Origin of the sequence: Thermoflexus hugenholtzii (assembly GCF_018771565.1) — a bacterium.
GTDB lineage: Bacteria > Chloroflexota > Anaerolineae > Thermoflexales > Thermoflexaceae > Thermoflexus > Thermoflexus hugenholtzii_A.
In genome coordinates this window covers 465,379-484,986 of sequence record NZ_CP076326.1, presented here as the reverse complement: position 1 = coordinate 484,986, position 19,608 = coordinate 465,379, and the positions used below count along the sequence as shown (strand labels likewise).

Below are 19,608 nucleotides of genomic sequence, written 5' to 3'. Positions count from 1 at the left end.
TACTTTGTATCGCAAAGTATTTTGTCGGACAAAACAACCTGAGCTCTGCCCCCGCATCCCGGGGGCTCCCGGCGGACAGCGTCCATTTATGGAGATCCTGGATCTGGACCCCATCATCCACGAGCGGGTGCGTCTGGGGATCATGAGCCTGCTCCTGCAGGCCGGGGAGCTGGATTTCGGGACCCTGAAGCGGGAGCTGGGGGTGACCGACGGCAACCTGGCCCAGCATCTGCGCGTGCTGGAGGAGCACGGCCTCATCGAGGTGCACAAGGCCTTCGTGGGGCGACGACCCCGCACCACCTACACCCTCACCCCGGAGGGCCGCCGCCGGCTGCGGGAATACCTGGAACGCCTGTCCGCCCTGTTGCGGTCCCTGAAAAAGCCCGGCGCGCGCGCCCGGCGCTGATCCCCACCTTTTCACAGAACAGGAGGTCCGAATGCGGTCGGATGATCAGGCGATTCAGGAGTTGCTGGACACCGTAGACATCCTCCGGCTGATCGCGATGAAGGGACGGTCCGAAGCCCGACACTTCGCCCACTACATGATCGCCTTCGGCCTTTACTCCGCCTTCAACATCTTCGCAGAGCTGCTGTTCGGCCGCTCCTTCTGGGCCCCTACCCTCTACGTGGCTTTTTGGGGGGCTACCGCGCCCCTCGCCGGGATCCTCCCGGCCGGCCTGGTGTGGGCCATCGCAGGGATCCTGGCCGCCGTGATCTGGACCCTCACCCGCTCTCCGGACTGGACGCTGGGCGCCGTCCTGCTGACGGCCGCCGGAGGGATCGGGGCGGTCTACACCGTCGCCGCCCGTCGGGGACGGCTGGCGGGGATGCCTCCCCTGCGGGTCGCCATCGCCCCCAAGATCGGCTGGGCGTGGGGGATCCTCATGGGCGGGATGGCCGTGCTGATCGCCGGCCTGAGCCCGGCCTCCCTCCCGGCCGGAGCGGCCACCGCCCTCTGGGGCTACGCCATCGGGATCGGCCTTTTCCTCTCCGGTGTCCTGGTCCCCCTCTTTTTCCCGCTGGGCATCCTCTGCGCCTTCGGCGTTCCCCTCCTCGCCCTCTTCGCCGGGCGGCCGGATCTCGCCTTCGCCCTGGAGGGCCTGATGGGTCTGGCGATGGCCGTCCTGGGGCTTCGCGAGCTCCGCCGCGCTGCGGCGAGCTGAACGATCCTGAGATCGGGAGGTGAAAAGATGCGCACCGACCTTCCGCGCCGCTATCTTCTCTTCCCCTTCCTCAGCGTCCTCGCCACCTCCTTGACCCTCGCCGGCCTCCGCGCCGCGGGTCTCCCTCCGGAGAGAGCGGCCCTGGCCCTCGGGATCCGCGATCCGGCCCTGTTGCGCGTGCTGCTCTACGCGTTGTGGGCCGCTGCCACCGCGTGGGCCCTCGTGCGGATCCTCCGTCGGGAAGGCATCGGCCTTGCAGATCTGGGATGGCGGGGGAGGCTCTCCCCGGACGCCATCGGGCTGGCCGTTCTGGGGGCATGGGCGGCCGCGATGATCTGGCTGCCCTTCGACGCCCTGCGGCAAGCCCTCGGCATCCCCCTCTACTGGGATCCCGCGCAACGGGGCTTCATCCAGCCCGCCTCCATCCCGGAATTCGCAACAGCGGCCCTGGCCGGCCTGATCCTGGTCCCCCCGGCTGAGGAGACCATGTTCCGGGGATATGTGCTCCCGGCCCTGGAAGGACGCATCGGCCGTCTCGGGGCGCTGCTCCTGCATAACGTTCTCTTCGCCCTTTATCACGGCGCCATCGGGCCCGGCCTCGTCCTCTATATCTTCTTCTGGTCCTTCTTCCCCGCCCTGCTCTATCTGCGTTATCGCTCCATTTATCCGCCTGTGCTGATGCACTTTCTCAACAACATCTGGGTGGACCTGCTGGTCCCAATTCTCTTCAGCGGGAGGTGAACGACGGGGGCCTCCTCTTCCGAATTGCAACCGGCGCGATCGGCGGGTTGCTCGCCGCGCGGTTCTTCCGGTGGGAGGGAGCGGCCCCTTGGCCGGCCTGAAACCGATGAGAGGAGGAGCCTATGAAGAAGTGGAAGATCGGTTTGATGGGGCTTAGTGTCGTGCTGGCCGCATGCCAGCAGCCCACCCCCACGCCCACCCGGATCGAAGAGGAAGCGGGCCCGCGGGCACCGGCCCCGGCCACGCCGACGACGGTTCCGTCGCCCACCCCGCCCCTGATCCCGACGCCGACCCCGACAGCTGCCTTCGGCATTTCATGCGCAGCCCCGCCGATCCCGGGACCCAATTCCCCCTTCACCACGCGAGCGGCCGAGGGATGTCTCCACCTCCACCTGGACGGTGGCGCGTCGTGGGCCCACGACGGCTACGAGATCGCGGCGATGATCGGCTACACCGAACGGCCGCCGTGCGCCGGCTTCGGCCTCGCCTTCTCCTGGAAGGTCACCGCCGGGGACGGCGAGGGGATCGTATGGACCGTGAACACCCAAGGCGTCGAACGGATGTGGAAAGGACCGGAGGGGAGCGGGCTCGGCGGCTGCGCCTACTTCACGCTCCAGAACAACGGAGCGGGGCCGGTGGATGTGGACGTGCGGGTGGCGGTGGACGTCCCCTGAATCGAAAGGGGGTGGGCGGTTCGCATCGCCCACCCCCGCCTTCCCTTGAGGGGATCTCCCCCTTAAATGTGGATGGCCGCCCCCAGGGCCGCGTGGGCCGCCTCGGCCAGCGCCTCGCTGAGGGTGGGATGGGCGTGGACGGCGCGGACGATCTCCTCGGGGGTGAGCTCCGCGGTGCGGGCCAGGACCAGCTCCGGCAGCAGCTCGGTGACCTCCGGGCCGATCATGTGAACCCCCAGGATCTCACCGTATTTGGCGTCCACGACCAGCTTGACGAACCCCGCGTGCTCCCCGAAGGCCAGGGCCTTGCCGTTAGCCTGGAAGGGAAACTTCCCCACCTTCACGGTGTATCCCTGTTCTTTGGCCTGCTTCTCCGTTAACCCCATGGAGGCGATCTGCGGGCGGCAGTAGGTGCAACGAGGCATGGCCAGGTAATCCAGGGCCGGCGGCATAGGCCCCTTTCCCTCCCGGGCAGCGATGTGCTCGACGGCCACGATCCCCTGGGCCGAGGCCACGTGGGCCAGGGCCAGCTTCCCGGTGAGGTCGCCGATGGCGTAGATGTTCGGCACTGAGGTCTGCAGGAAATCGTTCACCACCACCGCCCCGCGCTCCACCTGGACCCCCACCGCCTCCAGGCCCAGGTCCTCTGTGTTCGGCTGGACGCCGATGGCCACCAGCACGGTCTCCGCCTGGAGGATCTGGCCGCCGGCCTCTACGGCCACCCCCTCGCCTGCCGCTCGCACCGCCTCCACCCGCGTGTTCGTCATGAAGCGAATCCCCATGCGGGTGAACTGCTTCTCCAGCTCGACGCTGATCTCCTCGTCCTCCAGGGGCGCAAGGTGCGGCAGCATCTCGATCAGGGTGACCTCCGCGCCGTAGACCCGGAAGAGATAAGCGAACTCCAGGCCGATGGGGCCGGCCCCAATGATGACGATGGAACGGGGGACCTGCTTCAACTCCAGGGCCTGGCGGTAGGTGATCACCCGGGGCGGATCCAGGGAGAGGCCGGGCAGCAGCCGCGGCCGCGCCCCGGTGGCCAGAACGATGTATTTGGCCTCCAGGACGCCCTCGAAGCGCTGGCCGCCCACCGCTGTCCCCTGGGTGGGGCGGACCTCCACTTGGCTGGCCGAGCGCAGGCGGCCTTCCCCTTCGTAAACATCAATGCGGTTCTTGCGCATCAGGAACTGGACGCCCCGCACCAGGCGGTCCGCCACCTGACGGCTGCGGCGGTAGGCCGCCTCGTAGTCCACCTTCAGGTTCTCAAAAGAGAACCCGAACTCCTCTCCCCGGCGCAGGAGTTCGATGACCTCGGCGTTGCGCAGCAAGGCCTTGGTGGGGATGCAGCCCCAGTTCAGGCAGATGCCACCCAGGTGCTCCCGCTCGACCAGGGCCGCCTTCAGGCCCAGCTGGGCCGCCCGGATGGCCGCCACATACCCCCCCGGCCCGCCTCCGATGATCACCACGTCATACTGCGGCATGGGATCCTCCCGAGAAAGCATCTTGGCGATCCACTCGATGGATTGCCTCACGCCGATGACAGGGATCAGCGGATCCGCCCCTGAATCCAACGCGATAAAGCCTCTAGATTAGGAACAGCCATCCCGCACCAACCGCTGCCCGACCCGATAAGCGAGCGGAGCCTCTATCCGGTCATAGTCGTGGACGATCCGGTTGCGTAATCCCACATATTCCTGGAAGCGATTGGCCAGCGAGCGCCCCAGAACGCCGGCCTGATGCAGACGAACAAACACCTCCCGGGAAGCGGCGGGGATGGGCTTTCCCAGCAGGTCCAGCACAAGCGTTCCGCAATCGATGGCATCTTCCACGATGATCTGGATCAAACGCTCCGCAGCCCGTCGGTAGTAGGGGCGCCCCATGAACTCGGCAAGCGGAATCCTCACCAGGGATTCCAGCTCCTGGAGATAAGCCTCGAGATTCTGAAGTTTAGCGAGCAGAACGCCGTGAGGCTTTCGGGCGGCCATGGCTTCGCCTCAGCGCGCGGAGGGCTGCGCGGCGCAGCTTCTCGTGGTCTTCATAGAGGCGCAACGCATAGGAGCGAAGGGAAGCCCCCCGCAGGGGCTGGTCCTCATAGAGGAGGATGCCCTGACACGCCTCCCAGAGCAGCTCCAGGGAAGCCTGGTTCAGGAAGGCGACGTCCACCTCTGCGCCCTCCACAGCCTCCGCCAGCTCCCGGATGCACCGGAGCTGCCACCGCCAGTCCCGCCAGCGCGGGGACGCTGCGCGCACCGCCAGATCCACGTCGCTGGCCCCGTGAGGCCGGCCTCGGGCCCGGGAGCCGAACAGGAAGATCACCTGGAGCCCCAGGGCGCGCGCCGCCCGGCGCAGCCGGCCCATATGGATCCGTATGCCGGGGACGACCTCCTGCCACCCTCGCGGCATGCGCTCAGCCTCCCGCCAGGCGAGCCTTCAGCTCGGCGATCACCTGCACCGGCGACGGATCGATCTCGTAGGCCAGGGCCAGATACACGCTGATGAGATCCCCCAGCAGGATCAGGGAGAAGGCCTGGGCGATGAGGCTGGAGCCTCGCCCCACGAAGAGATCCGTGTTCACCCCCTTCTTCATGAAAATCTCCCGGGTGATGCGAGCCCGCAGGGCGTTGCGCGGGTGATCCGCAGGCGCGGTCAGGAACAGGGCCATCACGTGGGATAGCAGCTCGGCGGGGAACTCGGTCCCCACGATGGTGTTGTGATCCGCCTCAGGCAGGGCTTCGAAGACCGCCGCCGCCTTCGCGTTCTCGTTGATCTGAGTTTTCCAGCGGCGGGCGACCTCTGCCAGGGGCCCGGCCCCGAAGATCACGGGGAGGCGGCCGATCAGCTGCCCGGCCATCCGCTTGGCCGGGTTCTGGACGACCGGGATCTCGGGGGCCATCCGCTGGAGATCCTCCTCCATGAGGGCGATGGCCTCATCGATGGCGGGCTGTTGATCCGGGATCAAGCCCAGCCGGTGGAACAGGCCGAGGAGGATGGAAAAAGAATAGCCCAAGGCCGCCCGAGGCTGCCCGACCGGCTCGAACCGGAAGAGCGGGACCTCCCACGCTTGCGCCCACTCGGCCAGGCGCCCGCCGGTCGCCACGGCCGCCAGGGCGCATCCCCGCTGCCGGGCGGTCTCAAAGGCCTCCAGGGTCTCCTCGGTCTCCCCGGAATAGCTGGAGGCGATCACCAGAACCCGCGGGCCGCGGGCGAAGGCCGGCAGGGCGTAATCCCGCACCACGGTGACAGGGATCGGGCATTCCCCGGCCGTCAGGGCGGCAACCAGGGACGCCCCGATGGCCGAGCCGCCCATCCCGGCGATCACCACCCCATCGAAGGCCGAGGCTGTCCACCCGGCAGGCAACGGCACCGCCATCGCCAGCTCCCAGCCCGCCCGGAGCTGGCGGGGCAGATCCGCCACCAGGTCCAGCATCCGGCCCGCATCCAGCGCCCGTAAACGCGCCGGGTCGTCCAGATGGATCATCGCGCCTTCCTCCGTTCGTTCATCACAATCCCGCATTGTAGCACGGTCTCCCGCCGTTGAAGAGGTTCATTGAACCCCAAGAAAACGGACCAGGAGGGCCGGATCATCGGTGATCAGGGCGTCCACCCTTAGGCGGATCAGACGCTCCGCTTCCTGGAGGTCGTTCACGGTCCAGGCCACCACCGCCAGGCCGCGCCGCCGACACCAGGAGACCGTTCGCTCATCGATCATGCGGAACGAGAGATGGCGAGCCTGATGAGGGGCGAGGAAGGCCAGCCAGGCCCGGCGCAACGGGAGGGGGAGATCGAGATCCACCAGAAGCCCACGGGGGATCTCCGGCGCCAAGCGCCAGGCCCGGCGCAGGGTCAGCGGATTGAAGGATGAAAGCAGCGTCCGATGGGTCAGCCCGTAGCGCCGAATGCATGCCACCACCGCCTGCACCAGCCCATCGTCCTGCACCCCGAAGGCCTTCAGCTCGATGTTGTAAAGGGCCCGATCCCCGAAGGCCTCGAAAACTTCCTCCAGCGTGGGGATCCGCTCCCCGGCGAAGCGAGGATCGAACCATTTTCCCGCGTCCAGCGTCCGAAGCTCCGCCAGCGTCTTCTCCGAGATCCGGCCGCGGCCATCCGTGGTGCGGCTTAATTCCGGATCGTGGAACACCACCGGGACGCCGTCCCGAGAGAGCTGGACATCCAGCTCCAGCCCGTCGGCGCCCTGCTCCAGGGCCAGGCGGAAAGCCACCAGCGTGTTCTCCGGGGCGATCCGGGAGGCTCCCCGATGAGCGAGGATGAGCGGTCGATCCGTTCGGAAAAACGTCATGACGGCCTCCGGGAGGAGGATGTGAGCCACAGCGCTGCCCGGAAGAAAGACGGCGCGCTCCGACCAGACGGTCTGCCTATCATTGTTATGATACAATTGCTCGAGGAGGCGGCGATGGGGTTCACGGTGCGGGATTTCAACGACCTGATGCGCCTGCTGGACCGGCACCCGGAGTGGGTGGAGGCCCTGCGCCAGCGCCTGCTCACCCGGGAGCTGCTGGATTCCCCCAAGACCCTGCGCCGGCTCTCCCTGCGGGTCGGCCGGGTGGAGCGGGCGGTCGAGGACTTGAAGGCCACGGTGCAGGACCTGGCTCAGTCCGTGCAGGCCCTGACCGAATCGGTGGCGGCCCTCATCCAGGCCCAGCAGCAACGCGACGAGGCCTTCGCCGCCTTCCGGGCGGAGGTGGATCGTCGCTTCGCCGAGCTGGCCGAGGCCCAGCGCCGCCACTATGAAGAATTCGCCGCCCACCGCCAGGAGTTCCTCGAATACCGCGCCGAAACCGACCGACGCTTCGCCGAACTCGCCGAGGCCCAGCGCCGCCACTATGAAGAATTCGCCGCCCACCGCCAGGAGTTCCTCGAATACCGCGCCGAAACCGACCGACGCTTCGCCGAGCTGGCCACGGCCATCCAGGCTCTTGCCCAGCGGGTGGACAACCTGGACGGCCTGGTCCGGGGCTGGGTCCATGAGGACCGCTACCGCACCCGCCCGCGCCGCTACCGCCGCCTGCTCCTCGACCCCCACATCCTCTCCACCGAAGCGCGCGAGGCGCTCCTCCGCCAGGCGGAGGCCGCCGGCCGCCTCACCCCGGAGGAGGCCGCCGAGCTGGAGGACGCCGACGTCCTGGTCCAGGGCCGCTCCCGGGCCACCGGCGGCGAGGCCTTCCTGGTGGTGGAGGTCTCCGCAAAGGTGGACACCGACGATGTGGAGCGGGCGGTCGAGCGGGCGGAGATCCTGCGCAAGGCCCGGCCCGAGGCGGAGGTGATCCCCGTGGCGGCAGGCCCCGAGATCCACCCACTGGCGGCCCGGGCCGCCCGGGACCAGGGGGTCTGGTGGCTCACCGACGGCCGCCCCTACGCACCCCATGAAATCCCGCAGGAACCATAGATGGGGAGTGACCGGACTCTCAGGAGACGCCCGATGATCCCAGCGTCCCCTCTTTGCGAAAAGGAGGCCACGAGATGATCCCTCCCTCTCGCCTGCGCTGGATCCGGATGTTCCTCGCCGGGCTGATCGGCTCGGCGGCGGGGTGGACCGTGGCGACGGCGATGTTGCTGGCCTTCGCCGCCCGGGGATCTCTGCCTCCAGGAGGGGATCTGATGATCCCGGTGACCTCCCTCGGGGCCGCCTTCCTGGCCGCCTGGCTGGCCTGGATCAACTGGAGCCCATCCCGCTGAGGGTCCGGGGGCTTTTCCGCCGTGGACGGGACGCGCGAACCGGGAGGCCCTATGGTGGAGTTCGCCTTTCACTTCCCTTCCGGCTTCCTCTGGGGGACGGCGACCTCCAGCCATCAGGTGGAAGGGGACAACACGAACAACGACTGGTGGCGATGGGAGCAGGAGCCGGGCCGCATCCGCGATGGGAGCCGCTCGGGCCGGGCGTGCGACTGGTGGCGGAACGCGGAGGCGGATTTCGATCGCGCGGCCGCCATGGGCCAGAATGCCCATCGCCTCTCCATTGAGTGGAGCCGCATTGAGCCCCGGGAGGGCGTCTTCGACGACGCCGCCCTGGATCGCTATCGGGAGATGCTACGGGGGCTACGGGAGCGGGGGATCGAGCCGATGGTCACCCTGCACCATTTCACCAACCCCCTCTGGCTGGCCGAGCAAGGCGGCTGGGAGAGCCCCCTCACCGTCGAGCGCTTCGAGCGCTACGTGCGGCACGCGGTCAGCGCGCTGAAGGACCTCTGCCGTCTGTGGTGCACCATCAACGAGCCGAACGTCCTGGCCTACATGGGCTGGAACGAGGGGAAGTGGCCGCCGGGGAAGCGAGACTTCGGCCTCTCCATGCAGGTCCTCCGCCACCTGATGCGGGCCCACGCCCGGGCCTACCATGTCATCCACGAGCTCCAGCCGGAGGCCCAGGTGGGGATCGCCCACAACATGGTGATCTTCGAGCCCGCCCATCCCGCTTCCCCCCTTGACCGCATGATCGCCCGTCTCCACGACCGGATGTTCAACCGCCTGGTCCTGGACGCCATGACCGTGGGTCGGGAGCCCGGCCTGGCCCCTTTCCGCACCCTGGCGGCCCTGCGCGGAACCTATGATTTCATCGGGCTGAACTACTACACCCGACGCCTCTCGGCCTTCGATCGGCGCTCCCCCGCCACCCTGTTCGGCCGGACTTTCCTGAACCCTCGGGGGGAGATCAGCGATGGGGAATACGGGGAGGTATTCCCGGAGGGCCTCTATCAGCTGCTGAAACGCCTGGCCCGTTATGGCAAGCCGATTTATGTGACGGAGAACGGGATCCCGGACGCGGACGACGACCAGCGGCCCCGCTTTCTGGTCCGCCATCTTCATGCCATGTGGCGGGCCATTCAGCAGAACGTCCCGGTGCGGGGCTATTTCCACTGGTCCCTGGTGGATAACTTCGAGTGGGCGGAAGGATGGACGTTGCGCTTCGGGCTGATCGAGGTGGATCCGGAGACCCAGGCGCGGCGGCCGCGCCGCAGCGCCGATCTTTACGCGGAGGTCTGTCGGGCCAACGCCCTCACTTCCGAAACCATCATCCGCCACACCCCGGAGCTCCTGGAGGAAATGTTCGGGATCTCCATAGGCTGAACCCGCGAGGATCGGAGGGGGGAGGCAGGCGGATGCGCCGGCCCCGATCAGGGGAAAACAGGAGCCGGGCTCACGGGGGACGATGGGGAGGCTTTCCCCGTCCCGTCCTGCCCCTTCCTGCGAAGCAGAGCGAGGAGACGCCGCCACCGCCGATCCTCCTCCGCCCGGCGGGCCTGACATTGCCGGAGCCAGCGCTCCCGCTCCGCCTCCCGCAACCGCTCCTCTCGCCACATCCGGCTGAGCTCCCACAGCACATAGGCATTCCACATGGCTCCTCACCTCCTTTCCTGCGAGGGGCTAATCCGCCTCGGCCAGGCCCTCAAGGGGCTGGCCTGCCGACGACGTTTTTTGAAAATTCTTTTCAATTAATTATTTTACCCGAATCCGCCCCTATCTAAGGGGGAATCGACCCGGTTAAAATAGAAGAAGACAAAGGGGCTCCTGTGCGCTTCGATGAGGCCGCTGCAGACCTTCGTGGGAGCCTGGAGCCGGATCACCCGGCAGCAGCCCATACGGAGGAGGTGCGCCATGCCTCGAACCCATCTGTTCCCGCCCGACCGTGTGCATTACGTGTGGAACAACGCCCTCTCCCCTGTCCTGGAGATTGATCCCGGGGACACCGTGATCTACGAGCTGCGGGATGTCACGGACAACCAGATCACCCCGGCCTCGACGGCGGAGGATCTCACCCGCCTGGACTGGAGCCGGATCTATCCCCTGGCTGGCCCGCTCCTTGTGAAAGGCGCCCAGCCCGGCGACGTGCTGGAGGTGGAGATCGTGGACCTTCACCCGAAGGGCTGGGGGTGGACCGGGATCATCCCCGGCTACGGGCTCCTGGCGGAGGAGTTCGAACAGCCTTATCTGAAGATCTGGGATCTCTCGCCGGGGGATCACACGTTCTTCCGTGAGGATATCCGCATCCCCCTGGATCCTTTCTGTGGGACGATGGGGGTGGCGCCCCGTGAACCCGGCGAGCATCCTGTGATGCCCCCCGGCCCTTTCGGCGGGAACATGGACATCCGTCACCTGACCCGGGGTTCCCGCTTGTTCCTGCCCGTGCAGGTGGAAGGGGCCCTGTTCTCCGTTGGGGACGCCCACGCCGCTCAGGGGGATGGGGAGATCTGCGTCACCGCCATCGAGGCTCCCATGTATGCCGTCCTCCGTTTTCATCTCCATAAGGGGCGCTCCATTGAGGAACCTCAGTTCCTCTGTCCCAAGCCGTTGACCGCCAAATACGACGAGAAGGGCTACTACGCTACCACCGGCATCGCCCCTGATCTCATGGTCGCAGCCAAGAAAGCCGTTCGATATATGATCGATCACATCTCCCAAACCTACCGCATGAGCCGGGAGGAGGCCTACATCCTGGCCAGCGTGGTGGTCGACCTGAAGATCAGCGAGGTGGTCGACAAGCCCAACTGGATCGTCACCGCCTACCTTCCTCTGAGCATCTTCCGCTGAGCGATCGCCGGGATGGAGCAACCGGAGCCTGACCGCGCCGCCCGGGTGGAGAAGGGACTGAAGGAACGGGGCTGGCGGCTGGCGGTGGCCGAATCGTGCACAGGGGGATTGCTCAGCCACCGCCTGACCAACGTCCCGGGCAGCTCCGCCTGCTTCCTGGGCGGCATCGTCGCTTACCGAAACGAAGTCAAAGCACGCCTGCTCGGAGTGCGAGAGGAGACGCTGCGCCGCTTCGGGGCGGTCAGCCCCCAGGTGGCCCGAGAGATGGCGGAAGGCGCCCGCCGGCTGCTCGGGGCCGACCTCGCCCTCGCCATCACCGGTGTCGCCGGCCCGGAGCCGGTGGAGGGACAGCCTGTGGGGCGCATCTACATCGCCCTGGCCGGGCCCTCCGGCACGCAGGTTCGTCGCATCATGGGCGGCCTCCACCGCATCGAGAACAAGGAGCTCGCCGTCGAGGCCGCCCTGGCGCTGCTGGAGGCCTTCCTCACCGGCAGCCCGCCTCCCGGGGAACCCGCGGAGGATCCATAGCGCACCCGCTTCTATCCTGTCCATCGGAGGTGCAATGCGATGGCCTTCCGCTATGCAGTGATCGGCGCGGGGATGCAGGGCACGGCCGCCGCTTACGATCTGGCCCGCTTCGGGGACACGGTGGAGATCCGGCTGGCGGATCAGGATCCCATTCGGGCCGAACGCGCCGCCGCGCGCCTCAACCGCCTCCTCGGCCGTCCCCTGGTGCAACCTGCTGTCCTCGATGTGCGGGACGAGGAGGCCGCGGTGGCCTTCCTGCGCACCGCAGACGCCGCCATCAGCGCCGTCCCCTACCGGTTCAACCCTCTCCTCGCTCGGGCCGCCCTTCGGGCTCGGACCTCCCTGTGCGATCTGGGTGGGCATCTCCCCACCACCCGGGAAGTGCTGGCCCTGGATGAGGCGGCCCGGGAGGCCGGGATCTCTCTCATCCCGGATTGCGGGCTGATGCCCGGCCTGGGCAACACCCTGGCGGTCTATGCGATGCGCCGGATGGATCAGCCCCGGCACGTCCGCATCTGGTGCGGTGGGCTCCCTCAGCGCCCCAAGGGTCCCCTGGGCTACCAGCTGTTCTTCCACATCGCCGGCCTGACGGCCGAATACACCGGCAAGGCGGTCTTCCTCCGTCAGGGACGGATCGTGGAGGTCGAGGCCCTGAGCGAACCGGAGACGGTGACCTTCCCACCGCCTGTGGGGACATGTGAGGCCTTCGTCACCTCAGGGGGAACCTCCACCTGCCCCTGGAGCTTCCAGGGGATCCTGGAAACGTATGAGGAAAAAACCGTTCGCTACCCGGGCCATCTGGAACGCATCCGCCTGCTCGCCGAACTGGGATTCCTGGAGACCGAGCCCGTGGAGGTCGACGGCGTCCGCGTGATCCCCCGGGAGGTCTTCCACCGGCTGGTCGAGCCCCGCCTGCAGTTCCCGGAGGATCCCGCCGATGTCGTGGTGCTCCGGGTGACCTGCGAGGGAAGCCACCGCGGGGAGCCGATGACCCTCACCCTGGACCTTATGGATTTCTACGACCCGGAGACCGGCTTCACAGCCATGGAGCGGACCACGGGCGGGCATGCGGCTGTGGTGGCCACGATGATGGCCCGGGGCCAGACCCCAAAGGGAGCCCTGCCGGTGGAACGCGCCGTCGATCCAGAGATCTTCCTCACCGAATGGCTGCGGCGAGGGATCCCCATCCGTGAGACCGTGCAACGGCCGCTGCAGCCGGTCCGGGAAGCGGCGTGAACAGACCCGAAGGAGGCTCCGATGACGCTGCCCTTTTTCACCGCGGAGGACATCCGGCGGGCGCTGCCGATGCGCGAAGCCATCGAGGCCATGCGGGCGGCCTTCATCGCCTTCAGCGAGGGACGCGCCCACATCCCGCAACGGCTCTCGATCTCGATCCCGGAGCAGGAGGGCATCACCCTCGTGATGCCCGGCTATGTGCCTCCCGACGCCCTGGGTCTGAAAGTGGTCTCCGTCTTCCCCCGCAACCCGGCCCGCGGGCTCCCTACCCTCTCCGCCCTGGTGGTGATGCTGGACCCGGAGACGGGCGCGCCCGCAGCCCTCCTGGACGGAGCTTTCCTCACCGCATGGCGGACCGGCGCGGCTTCCGGGCTGGCCACGGATCTGCTCGCCCGTCCTGATGCCGAATCCCTCGCCCTGATCGGCGCCGGGGCCCAGGCCCGCACCCAGCTGCTGGCCGTGGCCGCCGTCCGGTCCCTCCGGCGGGTGCGGGTCTACAGCCGCACCCCTGCCCGGGCCCAGGCCCTGATCGAGGAAATGCAGGGGCAGGAGGGCATACCGCAGGACATCGCCGTCGCGCCCACCCCGGAGGCCGCGGTGGCGGAGGCGGACATCGTGTGCACGGCCACCAACTCCTCCGTCCCGGTCTTCGACGGCCAGGCCCTGCGGCCCGGAACCCATATCAACGCCATCGGCTCCTTCACGCTCGAGATGCGCGAACTGGATGAGGAGACCTTCCGCCGGGCCGCCCGGGTGGTGGTGGACTCCCGGGCGGCCGCCCTCGCGGAGGCCGGCGAGGTGGTGTGGGCGATCCGACAGGGGATCCTCCGCGAGGCCGACTTGGTGGAGCTGGGGGAGATCGCCGCGGGCCGGCGTCCCGGCCGCGAGCGGCCGGAAGAGATCACCCTCTTCAAGTCCGTCGGTCTGGCCGTGCAGGACCTGGTGGCTGCTCAACGCGTGTGGCAGCGCATCCGGACATAGGAGGGATGATGGATCTGCGGGGACGGGTGGTGCTGGTGACCGGTGCGGGGCGGCGTCTGGGTCGGGCCATCGCCCTGGGCCTGGCCCAGGCCGGGGCTCACATCGCCGTCCACTACCACACCTCCGCCGAAGAAGCCGAGGAGACCGTCCGCCGGATCCGGGCCCTGGGGGTGGACGCCGAGGCCTTCCCGGCGGACCTGCGGGATCCCGGGCAGATCCCCCCGCTGGTCGACGCCGTGGCCCGGCGCTTCGGGCGGTTGGACGGGCTGGTGAGCGCGGCGGCGGTGATGCGGGTCACCCGCTGGCACGAGATCACGCCCGCGCAATGGGATGAGATCCTCGCCCTGAACCTGCGGGCGCCGATGTTCTGCGCCCAGGCCGCCGCCCGCCATATGGAAGACGGCGTCATCATCCACATCGCCGACGGATCTGCCCTCAAGCCCTGGCCGGATTATCTGGCCCACACGGTCTCCAAGGCGGGCCTGGTGGCCCTCACCCAGGCCCTGGCCCTCGCCCTGGCCCCCCGCATCCGGGTCAACGTCGTCATCCCCGGCCCCATCCTCAAGCCCGTCCACTGGGAGGAAGAACGATGGGAACGACTGATCCGCCGCGTGCCCCTGGGCCGCGCCGGGGCCCCCGAGGAGGTGGCGCGCGCCGTGCGCTACCTGATGGAAGCGGATTACGTCACCGGCGCCGTCCTGGTGATAGATGGCGGCCATCATCTACGATCGTGAATCCGGGGGCATGCCCCCACATCCGGGAAACCCGATCTTCAGGAGGGACCGATGAGCGAGCGCAAGGCGGCGATCCGAAGGCATCTGGACCAGACCCGCGCGGAGGTGCTGGCCATCGCCTCCCAGCTGCGGGAGGACGACTGGGAGAAGCCGGTGCAGGGCGAACACGGCAAATGGACCGCCCGTCAGGTCCTGGCCCATCTGGCGGCAGCGGAGATCGGCCAGATGTCCCGCATCCAGCGGGTGCTGGCCGGGGAGCGCTATATGCCTGAGGGCTTCAACCTGGACGTGTGGAACGATCGCCAGATCCAGAAACGGGAGAACCAGCGCGTCGAGGACATCCTGAAGGACCTGGAGGCCTCCCGCCAGGCTCTGCTGCAGCTGCTGGACTCCTTGAGCGAGGAGCAGCTGGACATCGAGGGCCAGCACGCCATCGGGGCGATGATGACGGTGGAGCAGATGTTCTACCATCTGGGGAACCACGAGCGGGATCACGCGGCAGAGCTGCGGCGGGCGCTGGAGTGAATGAAGAAATGGAGGCGGCGATCCCCGGATGGGCAACGCCGCAGGGCACATGGGCTTACACGAGGCGGTTCGAGGGGACCGCGGCCCCGGGCCATTTCCGCCCGGCCCAGGGGCTGTGGCTATCTTCCATCGGCCTCGGCACCTATCTGGGCCATCCCGACCCGGAGACCGACGCCCGCTATGTGGAGGCCATCGTCTGCGCCGTGGCCCGGGGCTGCAACGTCATCGACACCGCCATCAACTACCGCTTCCAGCGCAGCGAACGCTGCGTCGGCGAGGCCCTCCGCCAGTTGCTCGCCCAGGGCTTCCGCCGGGAAGAGCTGGTCATCGCCACCAAAGGCGGTTACGTCCCCTATGAGGGGGACTGGCCGGAGGATCCGCAGCGCTACATCGAGGAGACCTACCTGCGGGCCGGGATCGCGCGCCCGGAGGATTTCGTGGACGGGCACTGCATCGCCCCCGGCTACCTGCGCCATCAGATCGCCCAGAGCCGGCGGAACCTGGGCCTAGAGACCATCGATGTCTATTTCCTGCACAACCCGGAGGTGCAACGGGCCGCTTTGCCGCCGGATGAGTTCCGGGCGCGTCTGCGGGCGGCCTTCGCCGCCCTGGAGGAGGCCGTCGCCCAGGGATGGATCCGTTTCTATGGGACCGCCACCTGGACGGCTTACCGGGCTCCGGCCCATGCGCCGGAGGCGCTGTCCCTGGCGGAGGTGGAGGCCATCGCCCGCGAAGTCGGCGGCCCCGAACATCATTTCCGGTTCGTGCAGCTTCCCTATAACCTGAGCATGCCCGAGGCGGCCCTCCGGCGGAACCAGCCGTGGGGCGAGGGATGGGCGACTGCCCTGGAAGTGGCGCGGGATCTGGGGATCACCGTGTGGGCCAGCGCTTCCCTGATGCAGGGGCGCTTGCTCCGGAGCTGGCCCCTGTGGCTGCGCCGCCTCTTCCCCGAGGGCCTCTCCGAAGCCCAGCGCGCCCTCCAGTTCGTCCGCTCCACCCCCGGGATCACCACCGCTCTGGTCGGCATGAGCCGGGTCGCCCATGTGGCGCACAACCTGGCCCTGGCCTCCCACTCGCCCCTGCCCCCGGAGGTCATCGGGGCGATCCTGAACGCCCTCGATCGCCCCCGGTGAGCGTCCGGCGGAAAAAGCGGAAAAAACGGGAGCTGGGGATGTCCCAGAGTCCCCAGCTCCCTCGATTTCTTACAGGGGCGATCGCCTCATTCGGCGGGCCGGCCCCGGGCCCGTTCCTCCTCTACCAGTACCCGGCGCAGGACCTTGCCCACCATGCTCTTGGGGAGCTCGCTTCGGAACTCGATGAAACGCGGGATCTTGTAAGGCGCCAGCTTGTCCCGGCACCACTCCCGGATCTCCTCGACGGTCGCCGTCTGGCCCTCGTGGAGCACCACCCAGGCTTTAACCGCCTCCCCCTGATGCGGATCCGGGATCCCGGCGACGGCCACCTCCTTGATCTTGGGATGCTGGGCCAGGACCTCCTCGACCTCCCGCGGCCACACCTGATAGCCGCCCGGCTTGATCACTTCCTTCTTGCGATCCACGATGTAGAAATAACCGTCCTCGTCCATTCGGGCGATGTCGCCCGTGTAAAGCCAGCCGTTTCGGAGGGTGTTCTCGGTCTCCGTCGGGCGGTTCCAGTAGCCCTGGAAGACCTGGGGGCCGCGCAGCACCAGCTCCCCGATCTCCCCTGGCGGCAGCTCCGTGACCCCGTCCTCCAGGCTGACGATCTTCGCGTCCACATCGGGGAGCGGGATCCCGATGCTGCCCTCCTTGTTCAGGCCGTAGAGGGGGTTGCAATGGGTGGCGGTGGGCGCCTCCGAGAGGCCATAGCCCTCCACCAGCTTCGCCCCGGTGATCTCCTCGAAGCGCCGCTTGATCTCCAGCAGCAGCGGCGCGGCGCCGGAGATGCAGGCGCGGATGGTGCGCAGGTTGTATTTGCCGGCCTTCACATCCGGGTGGTTGTTGATGGCGTTGTAGAGGGTGGGCACGCCCGGGAACATGGTCACGCGATAACGCTGCAGCCCATCGAGAAGCGTCGGCAGATCCCGGGGGTTCGGCACCAGCACCAGCGTGGCGCCGCACTGCATGGCCAGGCCCAGGGCCACGATCATGCCGTAGGCGTGGAACAGCGGGAGGGCGCCCATCACCACTTCCTGGCCGTCCCGGATCTCCGGATCCCATGCCCGCACCTGCAGAACGTTGGCCACGATGTTGCGGTGGAGGGCCACCGCCCCTTTCGAGAGGCCGGTGGTCCCGCCTGTATACTGGAAGATGGCCACGTCATCCGGTCCCACCTCCACCGCCGGCCGCTGGTCCGGCCGGTAGCGCCGCAGCAGGTCCTGGAACCAGATGTCGTTGTCCCGCAGCGCCACGCGGTCGCCCTCTTTGCGCTCCCGGGCCAGGGTGTAGAGGATCTTCAGGAGAGGGCTCATGTATTCCTTGATGTGGACGGCCACCACGCGGCGCACCGCGGTGTTGGGCTGGACGGATTTCACCCGCTCGTAGATCCGGCTGAGGACGATGGCCGCCGTGGCACCGGAGTCGGCGAGCTGGTATTCCAGCTCGCGGGGCGTGTAGATGGGGTTGGTGGCCACCACGATGCCGCCGATCTTCTGAACGGCGAAGTAGGAGATGACGAACTGAGGGATGTTCGGCATGATCAAAGCCACCCGATCCCCTTTGCGCACCCCCAGCTCATGGTAGAGGGCCGCGGCCAGGCGGTCCGAGAGCTCGTTGAGCTCCCGGTAAGTCATGACGCTCCCGGCGAACCCCTGATGGGCAGGCTTGAAGATCAGGGCCGGGCGGTCGGGGAACCGGCGGGCGGAGTCCTCCAGGAAGCGGAAAAAGGGGATCGGGGGATACTCCAGGGACCTCGGGGTGCGGGGATCATAAAACCGATACCAGGGACGATCGTTCGCCATCGCTTCCTCCCCGAGATGGAATGAAGCGGGGGAGCCCAACCCGGGGGGCCTGCCCTCCTCCACGGCGCCGTGCTCACCCCCCTTTCCACGCTCCGACGGCGGGCACCCTCCCCCTTGTGGGCCCGGCAGGATTCGAACCTGCAACCGACCGGTTATGAGCCGGCTGCTCTGCCGTTGAGCTACGGGCCCACCCTATCCCTCATTGAAGAGGAGCGGGCGACGGGATTCGAACCCGCGACATCCTCCTTGGAAGGGAGGCGCTCTACCGGACTGAGCTACGCCCGCCCGAGTCGGGGCGGTCGGATTCGAACCGACGACCCCCACGTCCCAAACGTGGTGCGCTAACCTGGCTGCGCCACGCCCCGATGCTTGCGCTTTTAATTATATCATCCCGGGAGGATTTTGGGGAGCAAGGAGGATCAAGGGAGTGTGTCCCAAAATCGTAGGACAACTGCAAGCAGTTGTCCTACAAAGCGGCCAGGCCCGACAAGATTGGGACGCACCCGGATCAAGGCCTCCGGGCTCAGGAAGAGGCGTCCGCCGCCTGACGCTTCAGCCGCTCCAGCTCCCCGCCCCGGAAGTCCACGAACCGGTAACCCACCCCCCGTTCGGTGAGAATGTAACGCGGGCGGGAGGGGTCCGGCTCGATCTTCTGACGGAGGTAATTGATGTAGAGCCGCAGGTAATGGGTCTCGTCCCGGTATTCGTAGCCCCACACCTTGGCCAGCAGGCTTTCGTGACTGAGGGTCCGCCCCGCATTGTTCACCAGATGATACAGCAGCCGCCACTCCGTAGGCCGCAGCTTGATCTCTTTGCCCCCGGCGATCACCACCCGCCGGTTGAAGTCGATGGTCAGGTAATCATCAATCTGCACCGCCCCGCCCGCCGTGGCCGGGGTATCCACCCGGCGCAGGACAGCCTTAATGCGGCTGATCAGCTCCCGAGGCGAGAAGGGCTTGGTCACATAATCGTCCGCCCCCAGCTCCAGCCCCCGGACCTTGTCCGCCTCATCCGCCCGCACCGTGAGCATAATCACCGGGACCGAGCTCACCTCCCGGATTATGGCCAGGGTCTCGAAGCCGTCCAGCTCCGGCATCATCACATCCAGGATCACCAGATCCGGCAGCAACTCTTTGACCTTCTCCAGGGCCTCCAGGCCGTTGGAGGCCTCGAAGACCTCAAAGCCCTCCAGCTCCAGGTTCATGCGGACGAACTGCCGCACCCGCGCCTCATCGTCCACGATGAGGATCCGTCGACGCTCCCGCGCTTCCGGCCGAACCGGCGCCTGAACCATCTTCACCGCTCCCGCACGAAGCTGATGATCTCGGCCTCCTCGCGGGCGCTCAGGACCTCCACGAAGGAGATCCGATGCCAGGGGATGATCACCTGCACCGCCTCCGGGTCAATGTAATGCACCTCCTTCCCATCGCGGAGGCGGACGTTGCTGCAGATCAGCACCTGATCCTGAGGCTCGGGCAGCCGTTCCACCTCCGCCAGGAGCGGATCCGCATTGATCAGATGGATGAGGACCGTGTAGGCCATATGGGAGA

The 19,608-nt window shown here is 67.6% G+C and carries 23 protein-coding genes and 3 tRNA genes; 14 read left to right on the top strand and 12 right to left on the bottom strand.

From position 1 onward, the window contains the following. The first annotated feature begins 88 nt into the window (after positions 1 to 88). From KNN16_RS02330 to KNN16_RS02315, 4 genes are all read left to right on the top strand, one after another. Positions 89 to 406, top strand: a complete 318-nt coding sequence (locus KNN16_RS02330) for a transcriptional regulator (protein WP_303898494.1) — start codon at positions 89 to 91, stop codon at positions 404 to 406. A gap of 31 nt (positions 407 to 437) precedes the next feature. Beyond that, entirely contained in the window at positions 438 to 1,163 is a 726-nt protein-coding gene (locus KNN16_RS02325) for a hypothetical protein (RefSeq protein ID WP_303898492.1), read from the top strand. 27 nt (positions 1,164 to 1,190) lie between these two features. Beyond that, positions 1,191 to 1,904: a CPBP family intramembrane glutamic endopeptidase gene (locus tag KNN16_RS02320; RefSeq protein WP_303898490.1), complete on the top strand. Its 714-nt coding sequence runs from the start codon at positions 1,191 to 1,193 to the stop codon at positions 1,902 to 1,904. Positions 1,905 to 2,026: 122 nt separating this feature from the next. Next, on the top strand, positions 2,027 to 2,578 hold the full coding sequence (locus KNN16_RS02315) for a hypothetical protein (RefSeq protein ID WP_303898489.1): 552 nt from the start codon (positions 2,027 to 2,029) through the stop codon (positions 2,576 to 2,578). A 62-nt stretch (positions 2,579 to 2,640) separates the two neighbouring features. On the opposite strand, the gene lpdA is transcribed toward KNN16_RS02315, so the two are convergent. The 5 genes from lpdA to KNN16_RS02290 form a co-directional block, all read right to left on the bottom strand. Then, the gene (gene lpdA / locus KNN16_RS02310; protein ID WP_303898487.1) at positions 2,641 to 4,056 is read right to left on the bottom strand and encodes a dihydrolipoyl dehydrogenase; all 1,416 of its coding nucleotides are present in this window, start codon (positions 4,054 to 4,056) and stop codon (positions 2,641 to 2,643) included. Positions 4,057 to 4,164: 108 nt separating this feature from the next. Beyond that, entirely contained in the window at positions 4,165 to 4,560 is a 396-nt protein-coding gene (locus KNN16_RS02305) for a DUF86 domain-containing protein (RefSeq protein ID WP_303898485.1), read from the bottom strand. After that, the gene (locus KNN16_RS02300) at positions 4,523 to 4,978 is read right to left on the bottom strand and encodes a nucleotidyltransferase domain-containing protein (RefSeq protein ID WP_303898483.1); all 456 of its coding nucleotides are present in this window, start codon (positions 4,976 to 4,978) and stop codon (positions 4,523 to 4,525) included. The genes KNN16_RS02305 and KNN16_RS02300 overlap by 38 nt, the downstream gene beginning before the upstream one ends. A gap of 4 nt (positions 4,979 to 4,982) precedes the next feature. After that, complete coding sequence (locus KNN16_RS02295) at positions 4,983 to 6,053, bottom strand: bifunctional phosphoglucose/phosphomannose isomerase (protein WP_303898482.1); 1,071 nt, start codon at positions 6,051 to 6,053, stop codon at positions 4,983 to 4,985. A 66-nt stretch (positions 6,054 to 6,119) separates the two neighbouring features. Next, complete coding sequence (locus tag KNN16_RS02290; protein WP_299286623.1) at positions 6,120 to 6,872, bottom strand: glycerophosphodiester phosphodiesterase family protein; 753 nt, start codon at positions 6,870 to 6,872, stop codon at positions 6,120 to 6,122. Positions 6,873 to 6,986: 114 nt separating this feature from the next. Here KNN16_RS02290 and KNN16_RS02285 point away from each other — a divergent pair, with 114 nt between their 5' ends. The 3 genes from KNN16_RS02285 (at position 6,987) to KNN16_RS02275 (ending at position 9,655) form a co-directional block, all read left to right on the top strand. Further along, on the top strand, positions 6,987 to 7,979 hold the full coding sequence (locus tag KNN16_RS02285) for a hypothetical protein (RefSeq protein ID WP_303898481.1): 993 nt from the start codon (positions 6,987 to 6,989) through the stop codon (positions 7,977 to 7,979). A gap of 74 nt (positions 7,980 to 8,053) precedes the next feature. Next, positions 8,054 to 8,269, top strand: a complete 216-nt coding sequence (locus tag KNN16_RS02280) for a hypothetical protein (protein WP_299286141.1) — start codon at positions 8,054 to 8,056, stop codon at positions 8,267 to 8,269. A gap of 51 nt (positions 8,270 to 8,320) precedes the next feature. Continuing rightward, positions 8,321 to 9,655, top strand: a complete 1,335-nt coding sequence (locus tag KNN16_RS02275) for a glycoside hydrolase family 1 protein (protein WP_299286138.1) — start codon at positions 8,321 to 8,323, stop codon at positions 9,653 to 9,655. A gap of 47 nt (positions 9,656 to 9,702) precedes the next feature. Here KNN16_RS02275 and KNN16_RS02270 read toward each other — a convergent pair whose 3' ends face one another. Continuing rightward, positions 9,703 to 9,924, bottom strand: a complete 222-nt coding sequence (locus KNN16_RS02270) for a hypothetical protein (RefSeq protein ID WP_303898478.1) — start codon at positions 9,922 to 9,924, stop codon at positions 9,703 to 9,705. A gap of 259 nt (positions 9,925 to 10,183) precedes the next feature. Between KNN16_RS02270 and KNN16_RS02265 the strand changes: the two genes are divergently transcribed. Genes KNN16_RS02265 through KNN16_RS02235 form a run of 7 tightly spaced genes read left to right on the top strand, consistent with a single transcriptional unit; the run spans position 10,184 to position 16,253 of the window. Beyond that, positions 10,184 to 11,116, top strand: coding sequence for an acetamidase/formamidase family protein (locus KNN16_RS02265; protein ID WP_303898477.1), 933 nt, complete (start codon positions 10,184 to 10,186; stop codon positions 11,114 to 11,116). Positions 11,117 to 11,128: 12 nt separating this feature from the next. Continuing rightward, positions 11,129 to 11,644, top strand: a complete 516-nt coding sequence (locus tag KNN16_RS02260) for a CinA family protein (protein WP_299286135.1) — start codon at positions 11,129 to 11,131, stop codon at positions 11,642 to 11,644. 39 nt (positions 11,645 to 11,683) lie between these two features. Further along, positions 11,684 to 12,880, top strand: coding sequence for a saccharopine dehydrogenase family protein (locus tag KNN16_RS02255; protein WP_303898475.1), 1,197 nt, complete (start codon positions 11,684 to 11,686; stop codon positions 12,878 to 12,880). Between the two features lie 21 nt (positions 12,881 to 12,901). After that, positions 12,902 to 13,861: an ornithine cyclodeaminase family protein gene (locus KNN16_RS02250; protein ID WP_303898473.1), complete on the top strand. Its 960-nt coding sequence runs from the start codon at positions 12,902 to 12,904 to the stop codon at positions 13,859 to 13,861. Between the two features lie 8 nt (positions 13,862 to 13,869). Further along, a complete protein-coding gene (locus tag KNN16_RS02245) occupies positions 13,870 to 14,595 on the top strand; it encodes an SDR family NAD(P)-dependent oxidoreductase (RefSeq protein WP_303898471.1) in 726 nt (241 codons plus the stop codon). A 51-nt stretch (positions 14,596 to 14,646) separates the two neighbouring features. Beyond that, positions 14,647 to 15,120, top strand: coding sequence for a DinB family protein (locus tag KNN16_RS02240; RefSeq protein WP_299286123.1), 474 nt, complete (start codon positions 14,647 to 14,649; stop codon positions 15,118 to 15,120). A gap of 8 nt (positions 15,121 to 15,128) precedes the next feature. Further along, the gene (locus tag KNN16_RS02235; protein ID WP_303898469.1) at positions 15,129 to 16,253 is read left to right on the top strand and encodes an aldo/keto reductase; all 1,125 of its coding nucleotides are present in this window, start codon (positions 15,129 to 15,131) and stop codon (positions 16,251 to 16,253) included. 86 nt (positions 16,254 to 16,339) lie between these two features. Here KNN16_RS02235 and KNN16_RS02230 read toward each other — a convergent pair whose 3' ends face one another. The 6 genes from KNN16_RS02230 to KNN16_RS02205 form a co-directional block, all read right to left on the bottom strand. Then, positions 16,340 to 18,058 carry a long-chain fatty acid--CoA ligase gene (locus KNN16_RS02230; protein ID WP_303898467.1) on the bottom strand — a complete coding sequence of 573 codons (1,719 nt, stop codon included), beginning with the start codon at positions 18,056 to 18,058 and terminating at the stop codon, positions 16,340 to 16,342. 117 nt (positions 18,059 to 18,175) lie between these two features. Then, a tRNA-Ile gene (locus KNN16_RS02225) sits at positions 18,176 to 18,247 on the bottom strand. A 22-nt stretch (positions 18,248 to 18,269) separates the two neighbouring features. Continuing rightward, positions 18,270 to 18,343, bottom strand: a tRNA-Gly gene (locus KNN16_RS02220). Between the two features lie 5 nt (positions 18,344 to 18,348). Further along, positions 18,349 to 18,423: transfer RNA gene (locus tag KNN16_RS02215), tRNA-Pro, on the bottom strand. A 158-nt stretch (positions 18,424 to 18,581) separates the two neighbouring features. After that, on the bottom strand, positions 18,582 to 19,352 hold the full coding sequence (locus tag KNN16_RS02210; protein WP_303898466.1) for a response regulator transcription factor: 771 nt from the start codon (positions 19,350 to 19,352) through the stop codon (positions 18,582 to 18,584). 2 nt (positions 19,353 to 19,354) lie between these two features. Further along, positions 19,355 to 19,600, bottom strand: a complete 246-nt coding sequence (locus KNN16_RS02205; protein WP_273095242.1) for a hypothetical protein — start codon at positions 19,598 to 19,600, stop codon at positions 19,355 to 19,357. Positions 19,601 to 19,608 lie beyond the last annotated feature (8 nt).

What these genes read in the sequence shown, in the direction of transcription:
- KNN16_RS02330 (WP_303898494.1), top strand. Translation starts at nt 89, where the DNA reads ATGGAGATCCTGGATCTGGACCCCATCATCCACGAGCGGGTGCGTCTG.
- KNN16_RS02325 (WP_303898492.1), top strand. Translation starts at nt 438, where the DNA reads ATGCGGTCGGATGATCAGGCGATTCAGGAGTTGCTGGACACCGTAGAC.
- KNN16_RS02320 (WP_303898490.1), top strand. Translation starts at nt 1,191, where the DNA reads ATGCGCACCGACCTTCCGCGCCGCTATCTTCTCTTCCCCTTCCTCAGC.
- KNN16_RS02315 (WP_303898489.1), top strand. Translation starts at nt 2,027, where the DNA reads ATGAAGAAGTGGAAGATCGGTTTGATGGGGCTTAGTGTCGTGCTGGCC.
- lpdA (WP_303898487.1), bottom strand. Translation starts at nt 4,056, where the DNA reads ATGCCGCAGTATGACGTGGTGATCATCGGAGGCGGGCCGGGGGGGTAT.
- KNN16_RS02305 (WP_303898485.1), bottom strand. Translation starts at nt 4,560, where the DNA reads ATGGCCGCCCGAAAGCCTCACGGCGTTCTGCTCGCTAAACTTCAGAAT.
- KNN16_RS02300 (WP_303898483.1), bottom strand. Translation starts at nt 4,978, where the DNA reads ATGCCGCGAGGGTGGCAGGAGGTCGTCCCCGGCATACGGATCCATATG.
- KNN16_RS02295 (WP_303898482.1), bottom strand. Translation starts at nt 6,053, where the DNA reads ATGATCCATCTGGACGACCCGGCGCGTTTACGGGCGCTGGATGCGGGC.
- KNN16_RS02290 (WP_299286623.1), bottom strand. Translation starts at nt 6,872, where the DNA reads ATGACGTTTTTCCGAACGGATCGACCGCTCATCCTCGCTCATCGGGGA.
- KNN16_RS02285 (WP_303898481.1), top strand. Translation starts at nt 6,987, where the DNA reads ATGGGGTTCACGGTGCGGGATTTCAACGACCTGATGCGCCTGCTGGAC.
- KNN16_RS02280 (WP_299286141.1), top strand. Translation starts at nt 8,054, where the DNA reads ATGATCCCTCCCTCTCGCCTGCGCTGGATCCGGATGTTCCTCGCCGGG.
- KNN16_RS02275 (WP_299286138.1), top strand. Translation starts at nt 8,321, where the DNA reads ATGGTGGAGTTCGCCTTTCACTTCCCTTCCGGCTTCCTCTGGGGGACG.
- KNN16_RS02270 (WP_303898478.1), bottom strand. Translation starts at nt 9,924, where the DNA reads ATGTGGAATGCCTATGTGCTGTGGGAGCTCAGCCGGATGTGGCGAGAG.
- KNN16_RS02265 (WP_303898477.1), top strand. Translation starts at nt 10,184, where the DNA reads ATGCCTCGAACCCATCTGTTCCCGCCCGACCGTGTGCATTACGTGTGG.
- KNN16_RS02260 (WP_299286135.1), top strand. Translation starts at nt 11,129, where the DNA reads ATGGAGCAACCGGAGCCTGACCGCGCCGCCCGGGTGGAGAAGGGACTG.
- KNN16_RS02255 (WP_303898475.1), top strand. Translation starts at nt 11,684, where the DNA reads ATGGCCTTCCGCTATGCAGTGATCGGCGCGGGGATGCAGGGCACGGCC.
- KNN16_RS02250 (WP_303898473.1), top strand. Translation starts at nt 12,902, where the DNA reads ATGACGCTGCCCTTTTTCACCGCGGAGGACATCCGGCGGGCGCTGCCG.
- KNN16_RS02245 (WP_303898471.1), top strand. Translation starts at nt 13,870, where the DNA reads ATGGATCTGCGGGGACGGGTGGTGCTGGTGACCGGTGCGGGGCGGCGT.
- KNN16_RS02240 (WP_299286123.1), top strand. Translation starts at nt 14,647, where the DNA reads ATGAGCGAGCGCAAGGCGGCGATCCGAAGGCATCTGGACCAGACCCGC.
- KNN16_RS02235 (WP_303898469.1), top strand. Translation starts at nt 15,129, where the DNA reads ATGGAGGCGGCGATCCCCGGATGGGCAACGCCGCAGGGCACATGGGCT.
- KNN16_RS02230 (WP_303898467.1), bottom strand. Translation starts at nt 18,058, where the DNA reads ATGGCGAACGATCGTCCCTGGTATCGGTTTTATGATCCCCGCACCCCG.
- KNN16_RS02210 (WP_303898466.1), bottom strand. Translation starts at nt 19,352, where the DNA reads ATGGTTCAGGCGCCGGTTCGGCCGGAAGCGCGGGAGCGTCGACGGATC.
- KNN16_RS02205 (WP_273095242.1), bottom strand. Translation starts at nt 19,600, where the DNA reads ATGGCCTACACGGTCCTCATCCATCTGATCAATGCGGATCCGCTCCTG.